Source organism: Candidatus Berkelbacteria bacterium, assembly GCA_016187225.1.
Lineage (GTDB): Bacteria > Patescibacteriota > UBA1384 > JACPKC01 > JACPKC01 > JACPKC01.
In genome coordinates this window covers 20,177-40,631 of the sequence record JACPKC010000002.1, presented here as the reverse complement: position 1 = coordinate 40,631, position 20,455 = coordinate 20,177, and the positions used below count along the sequence as shown (strand labels likewise).

Here is a 20,455-nt window from a genome sequence, read left to right as displayed (position 1 = left end):
CTCGGTATTACTTAAACTTTACCGACCAATCATAACCAAACGAGTCGAACGGGACTCGTTCTTCGTCTGGATTATCTTTATTATAGACTTCGCTTCCAACTGAAACCAAAATCGTGTCGTCTTCAAGCCCCATCCAACCGTGATGCACGCCGGGGGGCACAACGATCATCTGGGGCTTTTTTGAGTTCAAAACAATCGTTCGGATATTGCCATAGGTCGATGAATCCGGGCGATCGTCGACCAACGCGAACTTGGCTGAACCATGGACGATACAAAAGTAGTCCCACAGTTTTTCATGCTTATGAAAGGCACGGATCGTGCCGCGAGTCATATTACCAACTAGATATACCTGGCCGAACTTCGCAATGTACGGATCGGTGCGATGGATAATCTCGTACAAATAACCACGGTCATCAAGATGCATCGTCAGGTCAACGACCTTAACATCATCAATTGCCCCTGATTGGTGAGTTATCAGACTGACTTTTTCAGCTGTTGCCGTCGAGCTCATACGCCTCCTTTTGATCTTTAAGCTTTGTTCTGGACGTTAGCTTATGCTAACCAACTTGGCAAGCCGAAAAAGTGGATTACCTTGATAAAGTCATTTTTGTCGTTGACAAATAGTCACCCCCCCCTAGAATCAGGTTAGGCTTTATAGCCTGAATAAATACAAGAAGGGGGATCGATGCGTCATGCAAGAAGCATTGATCAGTCAGACTCTGGCGGAAATTCCGTTAGAGATGCAGGGAAAACGCGGTTGGCGCCTCGAAATCAATGATGAGTCGTACGCCAACCCAGTGCGTTCGGCACGCCTAATAAACGACAGGATGAAAATCCAGGTTACCTATGGCTGGGACCCAGGTGGTTACGACACGCTCCGCTGGCGCGAACCGGGCGGAGGCGGGGCGGTCACTGTCCCGTACGCCTGGTATAGCGATCAACTCTATCTTGGCGTTGTCGACCAGCCCAGGGCAACGCTGGGAAAGGCGATCGGGGAATACCCGCAAGGGTTCTTAGATCCCGGCAAGACTCACTTCGAAGCGGCGACCGAAGAGGTCGCCGAAGAGTTGGCTGATCTCCCTCGTCTCGAGGAGCGGATCAAAAAACTGCCGGGCGGGCCAGGCAACCCGCAACCGACCATCCTGGAAGCGGGCGGGGACGATGAGGGCACCCACTACTTCGCCCTCGAGATGCTCGAGCAGGAGCTCGAAGAGCGAGAGGGTCGACTCCGGCTCCGCTCTGGTTTGTATCGAGCGGCCAGCAAGGGGATGGCCGAGAAGATTCTCGGCAGTCGGTTTATTCCTTGGCAGGAGGCGCTCCTGCTCAAGGATGGTCGCTCCTGCCTTGCGACCTGTCGCTTCCTCGGCTGGCTTGCGAGTGGGGGGAAGGGGAAATTGATACTGGCCTGACCAGTGACCACCCAGGCTAAACTGGGTGGTTTTTTTATGCCTTCACCGGTTGTTGAGGAAAAGATTTGCGCCATTCGATAATCGCAGGGAGGCTACCCTTCCAGTAGTTCTGCTTAAAACCATCCCGCAAACCCCAAAGAATAAGCGGGGCGGCTCGGTTGCCACGAGAACGAGCGTAGCGATACCGACGCAAACTCATGATCGAATGCCAAGCCAAAACTGGCGCGCCGGCAAAAAACGACCAATGCTTACGCAAAAAAAGCACTTTGTTGCGATGAAAGAAATACTCATTGATATCGATTTTCGCGGGCCCTGTGCTACCGGTCGCGGCCGAAACTTTATGGTAGATAAAAGCGCCCATATGGCAGGCAATTCGGTAACCCGCATCCCGAACTCGCAAACAAAGATCGCTCTCCTCAAAGTTATTAAAAAATCGTTCGTCAAGGAGGCCAACTTGTTCCAGGGCCGTGCGGGTAATCATGAGAGACGAACCCGCCACGTCGTCTGTTGGCTCAATTCGATCACTGGGTATATAAGTAGTGTTGTGCCGAGGGTCGGTAAAATCCGCCGTCGACCGATTAAGATACCCGCCGGTATACCAAATCCGCTTTCGATCAGCTTCGTAAAGGTTGACCGCGCCCAAAACGCCAAGGGTTGGGTCGGCTTCCATCGCAGTCACCATTTTTTTGAGGAAATCCGTAGGGATAATCGTATCGTTGTTAAGAAGTAAAAAGTACTTCGCCTTCGCTTTAAGCGCAATTTCAAGGCCACGATTATTACCGGCGGCAAAGCCAAGATTTTCCGGCAGTGCAATCACGCGCAAGGGCAGATCGCAGAATTCCTTTTCAAGCCGCGCCGCTTCTTTGTTGGCTGAACCATTATCAACAAGATAAATCTCAAAATTGACGCCTCGGCTTTTGCGGAGCGACTCAAAGCATGGCGCCGTATCGTGATACCCATTCCAATTGAGAATAATTAATGCAACTGATGGCATTATTAACTCCTTTTGTTTCCGTGACTAACAACTCTCTCTTTACCCTTCACTATTTACCTGCATGTGTAAAGCCTCGGACGAGCCGCCCAAATTCGGCCGAGGCCGCTTCAACCATCGCCGCTTCTTCTTGAGTGAATAACTTCAACCAAGTGGCAAGCCAGATGGCCAAGGCGATATATATCAACAGGGCAATAAGAAGAGCGGAAATGCCCGTGAGAGGCAAGAGAAGCGTTAAGGCGCCGGACAGACCGAACATCAAAACTAATTTCAGAAAGAATCCAATCGGTGGCAGAGCGCGCAGAAGACGATAGACGACCGCGACCTCGACCACTCCAATCACTGCCGTTGATAAACCTGTTGCCCAAACCGCGCCAAAGACTCCAAGAAAAGGAATAAGAATTAAGTTACCAACAAAGTTTCCCGCACCTGCCAAGAAACGCAGTGAAACAGCCAATTTCTTGCGCCCGAATAAGTAAAAAACGGGCGAGGCATAGCTTGCGCTGGTGGCCACATAAACGATTCGCAGTGTCGCCAATAGTCGGAAAATTGGCACGGCCGCCAAGAAAGCCTGGCCGTAAAGTCCTTCTAAAATTACTGGCGCCCAAATGACTGCGAAGATATAAATCGGCACAATCAGAAGTTGCTCAACTTTGGCCACGACTGGCCAGACGACGTGAAGTCCAGGCGCGCCAGATCGACCAAAAATATCCGAGAAAGCGCTTTGGGCGATCGCTCCAAACCCAAGCGAAAACACGTAAAGCATCTCGGCGAATCCAAACGCCAGACCGTAAAAACCGATCTCTTCAAGTGGCACGCGCAAGGCGCCTAACATAATTACATCAAGTTGCTTGCCAAGCACGTAGCCAATCAGTCCAACGAGCCAAAGCGCGAGCGCGAGCCGAACATGCTTCCTAGGAAATGATGGCCGCCGAACCAGACCGGAACGAAAAACATTAGTGTTCACACCGAGGATAATGGCCGCCCCGGCCTGGCCGATCAGCATGGCGATCAGAACCCCAACCACTCCGTAACCGGCTGGGAGCAACACGATAACTAAAATCAGTTGACTAACTTGCGCCAGTGTTTCAGTAATCGTAATCGTCCGATAGGCAAAAAAAGACCGCGCCACACCCATCAGAAGAGAAGTGATCGCGCTCACGATGAGCGACAATATAATATACGGCGTGTACTGAGTAAATTCGGGGTGACCAAACAAGGTCATGAGTTGATTGTCGAAAATGAGAACAACGACCGCGAGGAGCAGAATGATCCCGACTCGACCAATCAACGCCGACCAAATTAGCTGACGGATGGCCATTTTTTCACGTTTGGCCACGAGCGTTGGCACCACAATCGTGAGCAACTCTTCGAAACCGAAATAAAGAAAGACGGGGATAGTACCGATCACAGCCAAGAGAACGGTTAACTCACCATAAGCCACTGGGCCCAAGAGACGGGCGACTACAATGGAACTTAGCGTGCCTAAAATCAGACCCGCGATTTTACCGACAAAATTCCAGGAAACACTTGTGAGAAATTTTTGCGCGAGTGTCATATTACTTGAACGATCGTAGGATGAGTACGGTAGAGGATGCGAGTGCGAAGCGCCGTACCGGTCTCGTCCTCGAGCGCCGCTTGAGCGTAGCACGCCAAGACAAGCCCAGAAAAACTGTTTCGCACTCTTACTCGCGCCCCAGACCCCATCGCCACAGGTTGCAACACAACCTGGCTCCGTTTTTGCCAATACCCAACAAGTTCGTTACTGGTAATATTACTAAACTCGGCCTGCTTCAGCGCTTGGTAAACTGCCGCATAATTCTTGGGCGTGCCTGCAACGTCGTCAAAATTATGCGGGTGAGAATGAAAGAAGAGGTGGCCGTCGGGAGCTGATTTAAGAGTCTCGATCGCTCGTTCCAACCTTTTTTGGTTGAGTTGCGGCGGGTGGCCAAGATGGTTCGGCCTCTCCAGAGTGAGATTGGCTAAATCGTCGATCACATCATCCATCTGCCCCCAGATTCCAGATAGAGTATTCCCCTCACGATCGTAGAGTAAATAAGGTCGCATCGGTGTCAGACCATTGAAACGGAATGAGTTCCGCCAGAGAGTAATTCGGTTTTGTGCCAACGCGCGAAAGTCTTGCGGATAAACCTCGCCGTGGTTACCCATGTGTGTTGAACCAACTTGAATCTGCTCTTCAGACAACTCACGCCGGAGATAGGACAAGGCGATACCGTGACTCTCAACGGCCGGCAATCCGCCAGCACGAAGAGCAATCCAAGTGGCGCTTTCACCGTGATAACCAAACTCCGTGCCCTGACGACTAAGGGCACGAAACGCTTCTTGTGGCGTGTACGGTTTTTGAATTTTATAAAAATGGTGATCGGTAAAATCACCCAAGCCCATGAACTGGCGAAGATAAAAAGTAGACCGGACGCCATAAGACTGGTTGAACTCGACAATCTTTTTACCCGAACGCAAGCATTTCTGATCCTCGGTGTCGTGGCCAATTGACCAAGATTTTACAGCGGGCGAGACACCGGCCACAACTAATGGATAGCCGGTCGAGGCAAAAAATTCCGCCAGTAACCGAAATTGCTCCGGTTCCTGATCAGGTGCGGCATGACCATGCTCATCAGGATCGAACGTGTAGCCAAAATGCACTGTTTTGCGAGAAAATCGTTTTGGTTTCTGTGTCTTGACTGCATAGCGACGAAAAAGTGACTGCCCAAGATCTTCTTTGAGATGAAGGATGCGCGGCCCCGGAGGAAATTCTTTTTGCAGACGAGGATCAACCATAATTACACCTGAAAGACGATTCAAGAGGCCGTGGAGCGCCCGCCTCTCATGAAACGAGTACTTTCCAATCGGCACAACGAGCCAAGCGCCTGGAAATTTGTCGGGCGATACATCGGTAAGAATTCGGGAAGGAAGAACAGTATGCGGAATTGTTCGGGCGATCAGGAGCTCATGGAGCGCCAAAAAGTTCCCGGGCAACGTGCGGTACATTCGAGGATCAGAGGATCCAAACTCAATCCGGGAGTTCGATCCAGTCGGGTTCAGGACCACAATCATAAGAACCGTTTCGCAACTACAACCCGGGCATTTGGATTCCCTTTTGGCCTTGCATTCGATTCAATCACCCAGCCTAACGCTCTCAAATTCTCATCGTGGTGGTAACTATAGATATGATCCTTAAACCAGTGTTCGGCAATCAGCTTTCCATTTCCATAACCCGGCTGATCGGCTTCAACTAGGACCAAATAATTTTTAGTTAGGCGGCATAACTCCTGATAAACCTGATCGATTGAATCTGGACCAATGTGCTGAAGTGTGCCCGAAGTAAAAACCACGTCAAAAACTTGATCGGAGAAGGGGAGTCGGTCAGTAATGTCACCTCGCACCAATTCGGTCGGAATATCACCTAGAAATTGACGGGCATGCTTGAGCATACTTTCGGCAAAATCAACGCCAGCGAGTTGAATATCCGGGCTAATGGTCGCATGAATATGTTTCAAATTTCGGCCATAACCAACGCCGGCCTCCAGCACACGCTTGGCTCGAGCGCGTTTAATCACATTGAAGATCGTCTGATCGCTCGGCGGGTCGGCCGCCCTTTGCTGGTAATAATTAGCCTTGCCCCATTCTTCCCAGACCTTCTGCTGGTCAGCGCGCTTTAAGTCGTGATTTATTCGATAATCAATATATTCCTGGCCAAACAAGCGTTGACCCGAGAGAGAACCAGTAAGGTATTTAACGTAACGAATGGCCTGATCAAAGGCGCTCATAAAACTTCCTTGCGGGCCCATAAGCTAATTGTATGACCCTTTTGCGCTAGGGGTATTCTATCAATTGCCCGCCAGAGCGGAGTCCCAAGTCGCACTGCTCCAATATCGATCATGGCGCCGACAAAACGATCGAGCAGGGTTGCTGGAGAAGACGCAAATCTCTTTGGATTTAATTTTCGTTCCAAATGGGAAACAACATAACCGCGCTTCATTCGACGTTCACGTTGCTCTTCCCACCATTGTCTTAGGCGGAACGGGACTGAAAAATGAAGAGCGGTGTTAAGCGAGATTGGCCACAGACCAACTTTGCGAGTCAACATTGAAAGCGTTTGGGGCGTGAAGTAGTAAGTGTGGAACGGCGTATTTTCCTCAATCTCTGAAGCTCGAACTGCTCGGCTAGTAAGCGTAACATTTGCGTTCGGCACTTTTATAAACACCACGCCACCAGGACGAAGTATGCGGGCAATTCGCTTCAAGGTATCGAAAGGGTCGAGCATGTGTTCAAGCGTGCTTTCGATCACCACCAAATCGTAGCTCTCGGGCGCTAATTTCACTTCTTCAAGCGGAGCAATGTGGATTTTGAGACCAAACTTCTTGTGACCATGCTCGGCCACCGATTTGCCGGGCTCGATGCCCTCCACCTCAAACCCCAGCTCACGGGCAACGACCATGAGATAGCCACTGCCACAGCCAATATCTAGGAGTTGACCCTTTTGGATTCCAGCCTCATAAACAATCTCGCGCACAGTCTGCCGATAACTTGCAAGCATAGCTTCTTCTTGAGCAGTGTAGCCGCCATCGTAATACCACGAAAAGTAGGCGTCGTCCGTGTAGTATTCATTAACAAGTATCTCGAGCGTTGGTTGAGGATTGAGGTAGTGCAAATTACATACTTGGCAAGTTACATATGTAAACTCACCCGCTTGATACCACAAGCGAGCAACAGCGGCGCCACACAGATTACACCGGACGCGTTGCGTTCGAGCCATAGATTCTCGCCTAGCGTTAAACGATTTCAGGAATGCGAGCCGCTGGCGAACGAAGCGTTTCAAACTCAAGTGGAGTGCGCTGGGTTACCATATCCCAAGTCAACGTGGTGTCTTCGGGAATATCCAGTTGCGCCGCGCTACCAACGATGAGATCAAAAAACTTGGTTGGGATGCCAGTGCCCGGGCGCTTGCCAGTCAGCATCGAAGTCGTAATTTCCTCACCTTTTTTGATCGCCTGCGTGCTCACCAAGCTCCGCTTATCGTATAGGTAAGTATGCTCTTCGGCAGGGAAAACTCGCTTTTCATCGGTGCCAAGAGCGATTTGAACTTGTTTGACATGCTCGACAATCTGCTTGAGTTCGATCGGGTCGATCGAGAGCCAGTGATCGGCGGAGAGACCGAGGGTTTTATCAACTGTGTAGTGTTTCTCGATCAACCTGGCTCCAAGGGCAACGGCGGCGGGCGGAATTGCCGTACCCATAGTGTGGTCCGAGAGGCCAACTGGGTAGCCAAACGTGCGACGAAGTGTTTGAATAATCCTCAAGTTCGCATCCTTCGGTTCGGTCGGATAGCAAAGTGTACAGTGCATCACCACGATCTGGCGATTGCCAGCCGCTTCAATCGTTCGGATCGCTTCCTCAACCTCGCCGAGCGTGGCCGCGCCAGTTGAGAGAAAAATCGGTTTGCCTTTTTTGGCGACGTAGCGCAAAAACGGTAAGTAGGTGAGATCAGACGAAGCGATCTTGAACGCCGGGGAGCCAAGCGCGTCGAGCATATCGACCGCTTTCTCATCGAACGGCGTCGAAATAAACTCGATGCCAAGCTCGTTTGCGTACGACGAGAGATCCTTGTAGGCGTGCCACGGCAGTTTGTCGAGAATGCTGTAGGAATCAAACTGCGTCCCCTCCTTCTTTTGTTCACCTTCCCAGTCCCAGAAGCGGGGAGCACTCTTGGTAACAAGCGTCTCCGCCTTATAAGTTTGGAACTTAATGCCCTGGGCGCCAGCCTCGGCCGCCTTTTGAATGAGATCCTTCGCTCGCTTGAGTGACCCATTATGATTCACGCCCGCCTCGGGCAAAATAAACACCGAATCGGCGTCTGAAATATAGTGCTTCCCAACCTTAATGCGTCGCATGTTTCTCCTCCACTAATTTGTTCCATTCAAGCCGACCGACTTGATCGTTGGTCATATTGTTGGCGTGCCTTACGTACCGATAGTACGGCAAGGGTAGGTGAAAACCTGTGTAGCTCTTCATGAGGCGCTTTAAGAGGTCGTAATCTTCGGCATTGCGAAATTTTTCATCGTAAAGGCCAACTTCTTCGAGATGAGATTTACGAAACATTACTCCAGCGCCATGGTGATACAAATTTTCCAAGACACTTCGGTCGACTTTGCCAAGTTGCTGTTCGTTTTCAGCTACTTTCATCAGATCACAGTAAACAAAGCCAATATCTTTGTTATATGTCAGAATCTCGCTCATAAACAGAAATAAGTTTTGGTTAATATAGTCGTCGGCGTCAACTCGAATCACATACATACCAAGCGAGCGCTGAATCCCGATGTTTGAAGCTGCCGCAACACCCACATTCTTACCAAGCTTGATAACCTTAATCTCATTCCCAAAGGCCTCGAGAATATTGTGCGAGAAGTCGGTCGAGCAATCATCGACCACAATGACTTCATATTCATCTCGGGGGAAAGCTTGCGCCAAACAGCTCCGCAAACATCGGCCAAGCTGTCTGCCAAGATTATAATTGGTCACAATGACACTTAGTCTCATGCAATAATTTTCTGTTCAAGGATCGCGCGGACACGTTCCAGGTCTTCAGGTGTATGAATCTCCTCGACACCTGTTTCTTGAACACCAAAATAGACGGAGAGACCATCCCAAAAACAGGCTTGCCGAGTCATAATCCAAAACATGAAATGCTCAAGGCCGTCTTTGTCAACACTTCGAATTTCCCAGCGGCTGTGGTCGAGGAGCTTTTGGATTGCGGCGTCGAGCGTTTCAGGTGGCAAGCCAGGCGTATTCGCGCCAACTAAGACAAGGACATCAATATCCGCGAGCTCGGTCATAACCTGGCGTGCAACGTCCTGCATACGGATCGTATCACCGGCCAGCTCCTCGGGCCGATCAAGTACCTTGGCGCCGTATTGGCGAGCGATTGTGGCCACCTCATCACTCTCTGTTGAAACGTAGACGTCGTCGATAAGCTTGGTTGCCTGGGCGGTTTTGATGGCCCACGCAACCAACGGAAGACCACCAATCACTTGGATATTCTTCTTAGGAAGTCGTTTCGAACCAATCCGCGCCGGAATAACAGCAACGATTTTTGGACGTTTGACCTTTGGAGATGACACGCAATCCCTCCTTTGTTGCTTGGATATTTTCCTGATGCTAGCACATGTCATGACTGATGCAAGGTGGGCTAAACGTAGAAGCGGGCCCGAAGGCCCGCGATGTGGTAGGTTATAAACCTACCGAACTGTAAGTTTGGCAATCGAACAGACCTGACCTCACGAGAAAGGGGTCGCTACGCTGTAAGCTGCAGTGCCCCAAATCCCGGAGCAGATGGCAAAACCGCTCCGCGTTCATGCCATCAAGTCGGTAGTAGCCCTCCTGGGAAGCAAGAATTCTCGAACCGAGATCCCCATCAAGCGCCATGACCACTTGATTGATCAACTCGGCGAGATTCGTTGCTTTCATAACACATCCGCTCGCCACGAGCGGATGCTCCGCCAGATTGCCGTTCTCCAACTGGAACTGGAGAAAACCGGTCTCCGGGAAGAGTGCGGGTCAACACGGGGAGGAGATTATTGAACCCTCCAGGGTCTTTGGAACATGCGATAACGTTCATATCGCATTTTCCTCCAATCTATTAAATTCACCGACTTGCCGGTGGTTCCCAACGAAACGTCTGGAGTTTACGCCTAAACCGGGCGTGATTCAACCGAAGCGTGCGCCAGTACTAAAGTAATCGTGTAAGTACATTGCGACGCGGCCTTGTTTCAAATGCCCAAGTTACAAGCGGCTTGCCAGCAATTTCTTGAATATTTTTTTCACGAGTCGCTTTGACTCGATCCGTGCCGAGATAACAGCAACAATTTTCTGTGCCAAAGTCACCATCGCCTCCTAACTCACGGTTAGGCTATCAAGGAGTATTTAACTTGCCAAGTATCGTCACGGCATTAGACAAGTAAAGAGCGCCCTGGCGAGCGCTCTTTAAAACAAAATTGCAGGTCTATTCATCAACAAAAGAGAACGCATGCTCTTTTGTTGCGTTATGTAAGTAGAAAGTTCGTACTATTCTCGTACAATTTCAAGAAGTGTTGACGCTTGCACTGAACCCTGTGCTCTCCCCTCGATGACATAGTTGCCTTTCTGTGTGAAAAGAGTGTCTGGAAACCACAGGAACCAGTCGAACCCACCGTTATTGTTAAATGTGCCAAAAACACCGAGTTGTTCGCATTCCGCTCGTAGAGAGAATGCTTCATTCGTCAAACAGACGTCGAAATTAGTTTGTTCGGTGATCGATGTCCCTTCAATGTATACTCCACGCGCTTCGCGCCCAGACAATCGAATACGAGGCTCAATAGTTATTTCTGTTCGCGGCAATGTTCCCTGACCAGTCATATAGAGTTTACGAATAGTCGGCACAGGTAACACTAAGTCGCCCTGCTGTACCCTTACCACTTTTTTCACGGTTTTTTCACGAAATTCATCGCCGCCGATAGGTGTTTTCACCGTGAGACCAACCGTGTACTTGCCTGGCTCGTTGTAGCGATGAAAAGCGGTAGTGTATTTAACCGAGCCTGTGTTGTTGCTGTAGTTTCCGCTGTCCTCACTGACCGTGCCATCTCCAAAATCAAAGACGAGCTTCGTGTCTTCAATCATGAAGTAGTCTGCGTACACTGCCTTAATGCCGAGCGGGGCCAGACCGGATGGGGGTTCAATGGAAAAGTATTGGCCGGGCTTGATCTTACTTACTTTGACACGTTTTCGGACTATTTTCGTGAGAATCTTTCCGTCTCCGAGGGGAATTTTCGCAATAAGCTTGACGGAATAATTCCCTGGCTTCTGATAGCGGTGAGTCACGGTCGTATACTTCACAGAGCCAATGTTCTGCCCCGAGGGATTAACGATCGTCGTCTCCCTATCAAACTGGAAGGTAAGTTCTGTACCCTCGATTAACAGGTAATCAGCATACGTCGCAGTCACAGTAAGCGCTTCGACACCTTCTTGGGGCTGAACAAAAAAATTCTCTGTGATTGAGGAAGCCTCTGATCTATTTAAAGCGATGCCCACGCCCATGAGGCCCAATATACCCAGCCCGCCTACTAAACTTAAAAGCCTTGCGCGAGTCATCATAAAAATATTTCCCCTCTTTTGTTTAAATCTAGCACAATGGTATCAAGTGTATTCCAATGTAGACTGGGGATATGTTTTCACTTCAACATTCTGACGGAATATGGATAACCGGCAAAACTCTTGTCTAGATTCGCCTGACGTACGCCTTGAGGAACTTGTGGCGGCACTTCGTTCTTCAGACGATGTGGGACTGGTGCTGGTACACACTGTGGCAGAGACTAATGATTCGCATGAGAGTATTTGCTACGAGTAGGCAGATTTGACCTCCGAACTCACGTCCGAGTTCTCTCTAATAAGAAAAGAGGCGTCGTGAAAAACGCCTCACTTTGGATGATTCTATTGGTTAGTCGCCGATGTGGCGACGGGTTTTCTCAATAGGTTCACCGCCCAAAGCAGTACGGGGTAATGAAACCCCATAAAATGCTCTGGATGCTCCTTGAGCTCACCCTCCAAGTCTCCGATCGAGACCCACCGTCTCCGACCGACCTCGCCTTCGGCATCGCCTGAAGGTTCAATCTCTGGCCCGACCCAGGCAATCGAACCCAGGCCCATCCAGGGTTGAGGTCCTTCGAGTTGCTGGATGAAGAGTGCCTCGGGTATGGCAACGAATATTTGTCAGTTTAATGGAGATGTGGAACGCTGAAGTAATCCTTAAGATATTCTACAGTCTTAGCTGATTTGAGGTAATGAAGCGGGTATTTGATTGCCTGGCGGATAAGCGCAGTGAGTTCGAGTGGATTCTTCGCCTCAATATGCTTCATGTACGGACGATAGCCGAGATAGTCAGGCCGACGCGCTGGGTTATGCCACACGACCGGCGTCCCAACGGCGAGAGCTTCAAGACCAGTCGTTGACCAAGCTGTAACCACCACATCAGCGGCTTCGAGTAATTCTGGCGTCGGTATCGTCCGCACAATCTTGACTCGTTCGCGAGTGATTAAGCTTTCAATAATTTTTTCCATTCCTTCATCCGAGGGATGAGGTTTGATCACTAAAACCGCTAAATCAATATCCAGCACAGCGTTGATTACGTCCTGAATAAACGGCGTATTTTCCCACCAATTTACATGATAATTAGGGAAACAGTATCGTTCCTCAATCACTTGCGTGGTGAGCACAACTAATTTTGCCCTGCTCGCTAACTTCAACATTTTATTCACGTTCGTTCGATGTATAGCTCGACGAGTTCTATCAACCTGATGAGCCTGAAACGCTGGATGCCCTGTAACACTCACTCGTTTAGCTGGCACTCCGTGTTTTATTAGCCAATCTCGCGAAATTTGCCCCCACGCCATAAACTTATCGGCCGTGAGTGGAATAAAACCAATCGGGTGACCTGTGACCCCATGCTGGCTAACCACTGAACGAATCCCTTGGGATTTAGCGGCAAGAACAAGAGATTTTCCAAAAGCGCTGGTGTCTTCGCTCGCAATTACAAATTCGGCATGAGCAAAAGCGAGAGCGGCCGAAACACGCTCGAAAAACGCGCGATAACTCCGCAACGTTCGACCAACCTGCTTAGCTGTGGAATTCAAAATCGAATTAAGCGATATGCCTCTGTAACGAAGCGGCGGAAATTGAAACTGTTCATGCGAAAAAAGAGGGAGAGGTAAGCCATAACTTGTCAGTCTGTTGATATTTTTGCCCTTGAACGCTGAAAAGGATGCCTCTTTTACGGCTGGAGCGACCAAGACATCAAACCGCTTCAACGGGATTTCTGGGAAGCGTTGCGAGCGCCACCAACGGTATATTAAACGGAGAGGTCGGAGGAAATCAAAGGCCATTTTTTGTCGCACCCGGATCATTTTGTACGGCAGAGAACTCCGGCGCGCCAAAAGCAACGCTAAACGACTTCCGATTAAACTTGATTCTGAAAATGATAGATCATCTGAAAGTTGGAACTTGTTTTTTGGAATACAAAAAATAATCTGGCCTGGCTTGTAACTTCGAATTGCCCAATCGATTATCCAGATTCTTTTTAATAGATACGCAAAGAGATAACTTAGCGGCCACTCAAGCACTTGGGTAATCTCTTGACCGTGCAAAACCTTCTTATTTTTGTTTATAGAAATACGAGCAAGTTTTCTAGCCTCATCATCCATGCCAATAAACGACTTCCATTGAAGCGAGGTAAGATCGACACTTGGCAAATTGGCCGACTGAAGCGCTCGATAACTTGAATCATTCAGAGGCAAATAGAGTATCTGGTCTTGTTCATGAGGATGAATTGCATTGTGGATGCGATCGAGACAAGTCGGGTCCTCAAGAATTACAAGAATGGGTTTTTTCTGTTTCCGCTCGCGAGCCATGTAAACTCCCAGGTGCTTGAGGCATGATCGGGCGCATGCTAACCAGATATACTGGTGCGGCTATGAGCGCTTAGCATAAGTTTTTACGAGATTGCGATGAACGCGCCAAGCAGTAAAAACACTGAAGAGCGGATACGAAATGCCGTAGAACCAAAGAAACCAAAAGAGCGGTTCAAGGCTACCTAACGCACTTACCAAAACTCCAACAAGACCAAACACATTAGCAATTAGGGGAAAGCTCCATACAATCGACGACCGTTCAATGAATAAAGTTAGGGCTGACTTTCTTTTTGCGATTGTCACGCTTGGCATTTTGACTGGAGTCAAGGATGCCGGATCCGGCCCAGAATCGAACCAGAGGTGGTCGTACCAGAGCGCTCCAACCGCGCTGATCCCGCCTAGAAGCAAAAAATATGGATTCCCAGTCGCATTCGTTGCCCCCCAACCCATCGAAAGGAAAAAAATCGGGTAAACAAAAAGGTGCAAAAATAGGTCGGCGTACTTGCCAGCCGGGCTTTGGGTTTTGCGAAATCGAGCAATTTCACCATCGGAGCAATCAAACAGGTAATGAAGTTGAAAAAGCAGTGCGCTAATTAAAACAAGATGCGGGCTATTGACCAGTCGCACAAGCGCAAACACCGACATAAGACCAATTAAGAGCGCGATTAGAGTCGTCGCATTAGCAGAGATGTTCAACATCAAAAGGATGCGAGTTAGGTAAGGAGAAATACGAAAATGAACAAGTTGAAAAGTAGTCGCGGTCTCGTAGTTTCGTTTTTGAATAATTGGAATCAATTCGCGAACTGAAGGGATGGAACTGGCCATGGAATCTCCTTGGCGATCTCCCGGGCGGCGGCAAGATCTTCTGGAAAATCAACCTCGCGCCACGGTAAGCCTTCAGTCGAGGCAACGCTAATTGTATATCCGGCGGCGGCAAGATCACGAACGACCACGCAGTCATATTTGGTTGGATCAGTCGCGACTGCTTTCTCGACCGCTGGCAGATACCATGCCGCACCCTCTGGATTAAACTTGATAATTCCCGTCCATTCACCAGCGGCTTCCTTAAGCGGAATCGCCTTGTTGGCTTCAATAATTCGCCCATCCTTGATCCGAACTTTCATTTCTTCTTCGCCGATTGACTGTTGGTCAACTAAGAAAACCACTTCACCCGGCGCTTTTAATGTATTTTCAAGTAAGCGCGGATGATAAATTAAATCGGCATGAAGGTAGAGCCAGGGTTCTGACAGATCAAGCGCTTGCGATCCAATCAGTAAGCTTGCCAAATTATTGGTTGTGGCAAAGTTTTCGTTTCGAACGTAGCTCGCCCGATCGCCCAAGGCTGATTCAATCTGCTCGGCTTCAAAGCCCGTTATCACCACTAACCGATCAACGCCAACCGCAGTCAACGCTTGAACCGACCGTTCAATTAAACTCGCTTCGCCAACCGACAGCAGGGTTTTCGGAGTCTTGAGAGTCAACGGATAGAGTCTAGACGAACGGCCCGCCGCAACGATTAAAGCCTGCATCCAACCTCCTAGTTTGCAATTTTAGTTAGCATCTCGGATAACGACTGTCTGTCAAGTTCGCGAGGATTGTGAATAACGCGGTCGGGATGAAAGCCCTCATCAAGAATAGTTTGCAAGCCTGTTTTAGGCACCTTGGCGGCGGCTAAAGTAGTTGGCGCGCCTACTACTTGCATCAACTGCTCAATGCGTTTCGCGGCCGCTTCGATCGAATCTGCATCTAGTGCCTTCACGAACGTAGAAAAATTGACGAAGGATTCGGCGTTGAAACGGAGCATGTTTGGAAGAGTGAGAGCAACGGCAAAGCCATGCGGCACACCGAAATGAGCGGTCATTGGATAAGAAATGGCGTGGCAGGCCGTTGTGCGCGTGCCGGTAAAGGCGAGTCCGGCCAAGAGCGAGCCAAGCGCCATGTCGTGACGCGCTGTGCCATCTTTTGGCTGATCGACTGCTTTTGGCAAAGTGGCGTAAATCAGCTCGATCGCACGAAGCGCCAAGGTTTGCGAGAGCGGTTGAGTATTACGCGACCAATAGGCTTCGATCGCTTGCGCAAATGCATCCAAGCCGGTTGAGGCCGTAATTTGACGGGGCAATGAATAAGTCAGCTCTGGGTCGATGACCGCCTGAAGTGGATAAGCAAGTTCATGCTCAAATGAATACTTGCGAAGATCGTCGCCCCAAACCGTTGCCCATTTCGTAACCTCTGCGCCTGTGCCGGCAGTGGTCGGGCAAGCAATAAGTGGCAAGTGTCGAGCGACTAATTGAGTTTTTCGGGTGAGCGCTTCAACAAGTGAGATGTCTTGGCAAGCCAGGACTGAAGCAACCTTGGCGCTGTCGATCACACTGCCGCCGCCAAGAGCAACTAGGCCGGTGAGGGATTCTGACTTAACCCATTTAATCAAAGATTGAAGCGTCGCAACCGATGGGTTGGAAGTAATCTTATCCCAACGCGCACAAACCTTAAGTTCAACCGCCCGCGCTTGTTGAGATGGACTCGTGATCAAGCCGACACGCCGCCCCAGTTTAGCTAACCACCACCGATCAATATCGCGAAATACGCCTTCACCGAACGTGATCTGTGTAGGCAGATGGTACGACCAGGGCATTAGACATTAACCTCAACCACGTCACGCGCTTGATTGCCTGACTCTTGAATGCCAAGATAGCCAGATCGCAAATTCTCCATAAAACGATCTGTAATCTGAACTGGAGAATACTTATCCGAAACGCGTTGGCCAGTCTTTGTATGAACCTGCCCCACCTTGACGCGGATCAAGATCGGTCCTTTAATTGATTCCACGGTTGCGAGAAGAGTCCTTAAATCATTTTCTTCACGAACGTTCAATGTATACGTGTAGCCGAAACCTTCCGCAATTTTACACAAATCGATGCCTTTGCTTAGCGATGGCTGGAAACCGGTTGAATCATAAGCTTCGTTATCTAAAACAAAATGGATCAGATTTTTTGGCTTAAGCGCCGCAATTGAAGCGAGTGCGCCGATATGCATTAAAACACTGCCATCGCCTTCGAAGAGCACAACTGGACGGTCGTTTGATTTTGCAATATGTAAGCCGAGTGCGCCCGTATAGCCCATTGAACCCATGATGTAAAAATCGGGCGTATCGCGAACGTTAAACGAATCTCGGCTTGGGAAGCCAGTCGAAGAAAGGTAAATCGCTCGCTCGCCAAACCAATTTTTTATCACCGAGATCACGTGATGCCGTGTGAATTCTTGCGCTGGAGAGATGTGTGATTGGCGTGCTTGGTAGGGCGCAAAAAAATCTTTTTTAAGAATTAACGCGGTCGGGCGACGTTGGCTTTGAGCGAGTTGGCTCGACTTATAAATTTGCTCGCCGAAATGTCTCTCATCAAGTATTTCAGAGGCAACATTCGCCGCCTTAAGAATTTTTAAGAACATGGTTCCCATTTCATCATGTTCCGGCGCATCAGTGCCTCGACCATCCGCTCCGCGCCAACTCATCATCAGCAAAGCAGGGATGTCATAAACCTGATTCAATGAGGTGAGGGGATTCAAAAGATTGCCAAAACCGGAATTTTGAAGCATCACGATCGGCAATTTACCGGTAGCAAGATAAGCGCCCGAAGCTTGAACTAGGGCAATGCCTTCATGAACCGGATTGTAGACTTCCTTGTCGGTGTCATAACAAAAGTTCAGAAAATTTTTGAATATCGAGCATGGAACTTGAAAAATTGGACCGAGATTCTCTTTTTCAAGCGCTTGCCAAAATTTAACTGGTTCGACTGCCACACACCCTCCTTGCTAACTAAACCATACTGGTGCTTAAAAGATTAAGCACGTCAGCGGTTTTATCAATTTCATACCAGAACGGCGCTGGAATTGCCCGAATTTGAATTCCTTGAGCAATCAAGGTATTAAGCGCGTCACATAAATCCGCCTGGCGCCAGTCTGTTTCAGGTTGAGATTCAGGCAAAAGTAATAAGGCGGTTATTGCTGATTTGGAAAAACCAGCCAAACCGATAAACTCGCCCGCGATCGCGTTGCCAACTAGCTTCTTGCTCACCTTGAGGACACGCGGTTTTTCCGATAGATGCGCCATCCGACTTCCCAATGACGAGGTTTCTTCCTCGGTCATAACCAGCTCTTTGTCATTAGAGACAAGACCATATTTTATATTCGGGTCGACGGCGATGACGATATCAGCTTGCCCATTCTCAAGTTCAACGAGAATGCGACGCACTGGATCATCCGAAAAATAAATATCGCCATAAGACACTAGGGTCTCGGCGGTCAAAAATTTTTTTGCCTTTTGAAGGGTATGATAGATTCCTGTTTTGGCATAGTCAGGATTCTTAATATAGGTAAACCCGGGCAGAGTGATTTTCTCGGCTCGCCAACCGGTCACGACGCCAACCGCCTCAACGCCAACCGCCCGATATGCATGTGCCTGCCACTCAAGGAAACTCTTCTTATTGATCTGCATGAGCGCGACCGGCAAGTCGGTGATTCGCCCAAGCTCCTTAGTCTCTCCGGCCGCGAGAATAAGAGCATTGATCGGCGCCTTGCTTTCTCGCAGTAAGCGTTCTTCGTAGGCCATGACCTCGTGTGTGCCAACCATATTCCAAAGATCTTTCACCGAAGCGATTTCAGCCTCCACTTCAGAGGTGCGCTCATCATTTCGAATCCGGGCAGCAATCGCGCGCATCGTTGTGATTGAGGCCCGTCTTAGATGGTTGGCATAGATCACTAGCTTAACGCCGCGACTGGCAAGTTCCGAGGCAGGAATCTGGCTATAACTCGTTGGGATGACAATTACCGGCACCCGATCCTTAAACTGATCGATAAAATTGTAAACTAAACTGGGATCTTTTTTGTTCCAGTGAATCACGATCGCATCTGCACCCGCATCTGTATAGGTATTGGCGCGCTTTAGCGCTTCTTCAACGGACAAACCCGCGATCAAGGCCTCAATCCGGGCCACCACGAGAAAGTGAGGCGAGCGTTGATATTGCTTAGCGGCTCTAAGTTTTGCCGAGAAAACGTCAATCTCTTCCAAAGAGTGATGCGCATTTTGATCAAGGGAATTGGCCTTGGTTGTTCGCCCTTTTTCTTCAATAATAATTGCCGCAACACCGATCGCCTCGCATTCCTTAACAAGTTGAATCACATTTCGAATGCCGCCATAACCATCATCGACATCAACAATCACCGGCAGGGTTGTGGCGTCATTTATGCATTTCACGGTCGTGAGCATTTCAGATCGATCTAAAAGACCGAGATCGGGGACGCCGTGAGTAATAGAAATCGTCAAACCTGAAGCCCAAACGGCATCGAAACCGGCTTCTTCAACGATTTTAGCTGATGGAGCGTCGTGCGCTTCAAGCGCCAACACCGGCGCTTGCCGCGCCAAAGCTCGCCTTAAAACTTCGGCTTTAGAAGTTGTGGTCGCCATGACCCTTAACACTAGCAAAGCCCGTTGCAGGCAGTGTGGAAAACCTTGTGGATAATTTGTGAAGAATTCGATCGCTCGCGCGACCATCGCCAAAAGGATTTTGCCAAGTTCGAGCTTGCGCAAGCATTTTGGCACTCGCCGCTTGAATGCCGATTGAGGTTAGACCTGCCAATTCGTTAGCGCCTACTGCCAGAGTTTCGGGACGTTCGGTGTTTTCTCGGATGGTCACGCAAGGCACTCGCAGGACACAGGCTTCTTCTTGAATTCCGCCGGAGTCCGTGAGAATAAGCTCGGCATTTGCTTCTAAGCCTAGAAAATCTAGGTAGCCGATTGGCTTAATTTGACGAAATGAAACCGGAAGCGTGAGCTTGAATTGCTCAAGCTGTTTAACTGTTCGAGGATGCGCCGGAAAGACTACCGGCAGTTGAGTTATTCGTGCCACGTTCGTGATTCCTATAATAATTTCAGCGAGCGTTTCTCGTCGGTCAACATTCGCTGGCCGATGCAGGGTTAAAAGCAAATAACCTCGAGGCTCTAGCTTTAGCGTGGATAGAATATACGAACGTGAATTGACTAACTCACGATGATCGTTTATTGCATCCACGATCGTATTACCAGTAACCTCGATTCGTTCGCTAGGAATACCTTCGGCATGTAAAAGCTGGGCCGCATTTTGAGTGGGCGCAAATAAAATATCGGCCGCATGGTCGGTCAGAACGCGATTGATCTCTTCCGGCATCGTTCGGTCGTAACTTCGAAGCCCCGCTTCCACGTGACCGACTTGAATACCAAGCTTCACCGCCGCCAAGGCGCCTGCTAAAACTGTATTAGTATCTCCCTGAACTAGAACTGCGTCCGGTCGATTCATGTTCAACGCCTTCTCGAGCCTGGCAAGCATTAAACCAGTTTGAGCGCCATGCGTACCTGAACCAACCCCAAGATTAGAGTCTGGCGCTGGCAAAGCTAATTCCTTAAAGAATACCCCGTCCATATTTGCCGAGTAGTGCTGATTAGTATGGATGAGCATAAGCTCATTCTCGGACGCCTGGATGCGACGAAGAATTGGGGCGAGTTTAATAATTTCTGGGCGCGTGCCCAAAATAATGGCGATCTTCATTCTTAATAAATAATGAAGAGTGAG

Annotated in this window: 20 protein-coding genes; 1 reads left to right on the top strand and 19 read right to left on the bottom strand. The window is 49.3% G+C overall.

The window, feature by feature from the left end:
* Nucleotides 1–7: 7 nt before the first annotated feature.
* Entirely contained in the window at nt 8–511 is a 504-nt protein-coding gene (locus tag HYW32_00245; protein ID MBI2589454.1) for a dTDP-4-dehydrorhamnose 3,5-epimerase family protein, read from the bottom strand.
* Nucleotides 512–692: 181 nt separating this feature from the next.
* Here HYW32_00245 and HYW32_00240 point away from each other — a divergent pair, with 181 nt between their 5' ends.
* Nucleotides 693–1,409 carry a hypothetical protein gene (locus HYW32_00240; protein ID MBI2589453.1) on the top strand — a complete coding sequence of 239 codons (717 nt, stop codon included), beginning with the start codon at nt 693–695 and terminating at the stop codon, nt 1,407–1,409.
* Between the two features lie 34 nt (nt 1,410–1,443).
* Here the strand turns inward: HYW32_00240 and HYW32_00235 are convergent, their stop codons facing one another.
* From HYW32_00235 to wecB, 18 genes are all read right to left on the bottom strand, one after another.
* Nucleotides 1,444–2,403 carry a glycosyltransferase family 2 protein gene (locus HYW32_00235; protein MBI2589452.1) on the bottom strand — a complete coding sequence of 320 codons (960 nt, stop codon included), beginning with the start codon at nt 2,401–2,403 and terminating at the stop codon, nt 1,444–1,446.
* Between the two features lie 49 nt (nt 2,404–2,452).
* The gene (locus HYW32_00230) at nt 2,453–3,958 is read right to left on the bottom strand and encodes an oligosaccharide flippase family protein (protein ID MBI2589451.1); all 1,506 of its coding nucleotides are present in this window, start codon (nt 3,956–3,958) and stop codon (nt 2,453–2,455) included.
* A complete protein-coding gene (locus tag HYW32_00225) occupies nt 3,955–5,409 on the bottom strand; it encodes a hypothetical protein (GenBank protein MBI2589450.1) in 1,455 nt (484 codons plus the stop codon). The genes HYW32_00230 and HYW32_00225 overlap by 4 nt, the downstream gene beginning before the upstream one ends.
* Before the next feature lie 62 nt (nt 5,410–5,471).
* Nucleotides 5,472–6,188, bottom strand: coding sequence for a class I SAM-dependent methyltransferase (locus tag HYW32_00220; GenBank protein MBI2589449.1), 717 nt, complete (start codon nt 6,186–6,188; stop codon nt 5,472–5,474).
* Complete coding sequence (locus tag HYW32_00215; protein MBI2589448.1) at nt 6,185–7,177, bottom strand: class I SAM-dependent methyltransferase; 993 nt, start codon at nt 7,175–7,177, stop codon at nt 6,185–6,187. The genes HYW32_00220 and HYW32_00215 overlap by 4 nt, the downstream gene beginning before the upstream one ends.
* A 16-nt stretch (nt 7,178–7,193) precedes the next feature.
* The gene (locus tag HYW32_00210) at nt 7,194–8,312 is read right to left on the bottom strand and encodes an N-acetylneuraminate synthase family protein (protein MBI2589447.1); all 1,119 of its coding nucleotides are present in this window, start codon (nt 8,310–8,312) and stop codon (nt 7,194–7,196) included.
* Nucleotides 8,299–8,940 carry a glycosyltransferase gene (locus HYW32_00205; protein MBI2589446.1) on the bottom strand — a complete coding sequence of 214 codons (642 nt, stop codon included), beginning with the start codon at nt 8,938–8,940 and terminating at the stop codon, nt 8,299–8,301. The genes HYW32_00210 and HYW32_00205 overlap by 14 nt, the downstream gene beginning before the upstream one ends.
* Before the next feature lie 14 nt (nt 8,941–8,954).
* The gene (locus tag HYW32_00200; protein MBI2589445.1) at nt 8,955–9,539 is read right to left on the bottom strand and encodes an NTP transferase domain-containing protein; all 585 of its coding nucleotides are present in this window, start codon (nt 9,537–9,539) and stop codon (nt 8,955–8,957) included.
* 109 nt (nt 9,540–9,648) lie between these two features.
* Nucleotides 9,649–9,885, bottom strand: coding sequence for a hypothetical protein (locus HYW32_00195; protein MBI2589444.1), 237 nt, complete (start codon nt 9,883–9,885; stop codon nt 9,649–9,651).
* Nucleotides 9,886–10,482: 597 nt separating this feature from the next.
* Nucleotides 10,483–11,547, bottom strand: coding sequence for a hypothetical protein (locus HYW32_00190; protein ID MBI2589443.1), 1,065 nt, complete (start codon nt 11,545–11,547; stop codon nt 10,483–10,485).
* 336 nt (nt 11,548–11,883) lie between these two features.
* Complete coding sequence (locus HYW32_00185) at nt 11,884–12,099, bottom strand: hypothetical protein (GenBank protein ID MBI2589442.1); 216 nt, start codon at nt 12,097–12,099, stop codon at nt 11,884–11,886.
* 68 nt (nt 12,100–12,167) lie between these two features.
* Nucleotides 12,168–13,856 (bottom strand): hypothetical protein, encoded by a 1,689-nt coding sequence (locus HYW32_00180; protein MBI2589441.1) that lies wholly within the window; start codon nt 13,854–13,856, stop codon nt 12,168–12,170.
* A gap of 60 nt (nt 13,857–13,916) precedes the next feature.
* Nucleotides 13,917–14,681, bottom strand: coding sequence for a CDP-alcohol phosphatidyltransferase family protein (locus HYW32_00175; GenBank protein ID MBI2589440.1), 765 nt, complete (start codon nt 14,679–14,681; stop codon nt 13,917–13,919).
* Nucleotides 14,648–15,385: a phosphocholine cytidylyltransferase family protein gene (locus tag HYW32_00170; protein ID MBI2589439.1), complete on the bottom strand. Its 738-nt coding sequence runs from the start codon at nt 15,383–15,385 to the stop codon at nt 14,648–14,650. Before HYW32_00170 ends, HYW32_00175 begins: the two co-directional genes overlap by 34 nt.
* Before the next feature lie 8 nt (nt 15,386–15,393).
* Entirely contained in the window at nt 15,394–16,488 is a 1,095-nt protein-coding gene (locus HYW32_00165; protein MBI2589438.1) for an iron-containing alcohol dehydrogenase, read from the bottom strand.
* Nucleotides 16,488–17,651: a hypothetical protein gene (locus tag HYW32_00160; protein MBI2589437.1), complete on the bottom strand. Its 1,164-nt coding sequence runs from the start codon at nt 17,649–17,651 to the stop codon at nt 16,488–16,490. Before HYW32_00160 ends, HYW32_00165 begins: the two co-directional genes overlap by 1 nt.
* A gap of 16 nt (nt 17,652–17,667) precedes the next feature.
* Nucleotides 17,668–19,314 carry an isocitrate lyase/phosphoenolpyruvate mutase family protein gene (locus HYW32_00155; GenBank protein MBI2589436.1) on the bottom strand — a complete coding sequence of 549 codons (1,647 nt, stop codon included), beginning with the start codon at nt 19,312–19,314 and terminating at the stop codon, nt 17,668–17,670.
* Nucleotides 19,295–20,431, bottom strand: a complete 1,137-nt coding sequence (gene wecB, locus HYW32_00150; protein MBI2589435.1) for a UDP-N-acetylglucosamine 2-epimerase (non-hydrolyzing) — start codon at nt 20,429–20,431, stop codon at nt 19,295–19,297. Before wecB ends, HYW32_00155 begins: the two co-directional genes overlap by 20 nt.
* Nucleotides 20,432–20,455: the final 24 nt, after the last annotated feature.

What these genes read in the sequence shown, in the direction of transcription:
- HYW32_00245 (MBI2589454.1), bottom strand. Translation starts at nt 511, where the DNA reads ATGAGCTCGACGGCAACAGCTGAAAAAGTCAGTCTGATAACTCACCAA.
- HYW32_00240 (MBI2589453.1), top strand. Translation starts at nt 693, where the DNA reads ATGCAAGAAGCATTGATCAGTCAGACTCTGGCGGAAATTCCGTTAGAG.
- HYW32_00235 (MBI2589452.1), bottom strand. Translation starts at nt 2,403, where the DNA reads ATGCCATCAGTTGCATTAATTATTCTCAATTGGAATGGGTATCACGAT.
- HYW32_00230 (MBI2589451.1), bottom strand. Translation starts at nt 3,958, where the DNA reads ATGACACTCGCGCAAAAATTTCTCACAAGTGTTTCCTGGAATTTTGTC.
- HYW32_00225 (MBI2589450.1), bottom strand. Translation starts at nt 5,409, where the DNA reads ATGTACCGCACGTTGCCCGGGAACTTTTTGGCGCTCCATGAGCTCCTG.
- HYW32_00220 (MBI2589449.1), bottom strand. Translation starts at nt 6,188, where the DNA reads ATGAGCGCCTTTGATCAGGCCATTCGTTACGTTAAATACCTTACTGGT.
- HYW32_00215 (MBI2589448.1), bottom strand. Translation starts at nt 7,177, where the DNA reads ATGGCTCGAACGCAACGCGTCCGGTGTAATCTGTGTGGCGCCGCTGTT.
- HYW32_00210 (MBI2589447.1), bottom strand. Translation starts at nt 8,312, where the DNA reads ATGCGACGCATTAAGGTTGGGAAGCACTATATTTCAGACGCCGATTCG.
- HYW32_00195 (MBI2589444.1), bottom strand. Translation starts at nt 9,885, where the DNA reads ATGAAAGCAACGAATCTCGCCGAGTTGATCAATCAAGTGGTCATGGCG.
- HYW32_00190 (MBI2589443.1), bottom strand. Translation starts at nt 11,547, where the DNA reads ATGATGACTCGCGCAAGGCTTTTAAGTTTAGTAGGCGGGCTGGGTATA.
- HYW32_00185 (MBI2589442.1), bottom strand. Translation starts at nt 12,099, where the DNA reads ATGGGCCTGGGTTCGATTGCCTGGGTCGGGCCAGAGATTGAACCTTCA.
- HYW32_00180 (MBI2589441.1), bottom strand. Translation starts at nt 13,856, where the DNA reads ATGGCTCGCGAGCGGAAACAGAAAAAACCCATTCTTGTAATTCTTGAG.
- HYW32_00175 (MBI2589440.1), bottom strand. Translation starts at nt 14,681, where the DNA reads ATGGCCAGTTCCATCCCTTCAGTTCGCGAATTGATTCCAATTATTCAA.
- HYW32_00170 (MBI2589439.1), bottom strand. Translation starts at nt 15,385, where the DNA reads ATGCAGGCTTTAATCGTTGCGGCGGGCCGTTCGTCTAGACTCTATCCG.
- HYW32_00165 (MBI2589438.1), bottom strand. Translation starts at nt 16,488, where the DNA reads ATGCCCTGGTCGTACCATCTGCCTACACAGATCACGTTCGGTGAAGGC.
- HYW32_00155 (MBI2589436.1), bottom strand. Translation starts at nt 19,314, where the DNA reads ATGGCGACCACAACTTCTAAAGCCGAAGTTTTAAGGCGAGCTTTGGCG.
- wecB (MBI2589435.1), bottom strand. Translation starts at nt 20,431, where the DNA reads ATGAAGATCGCCATTATTTTGGGCACGCGCCCAGAAATTATTAAACTC.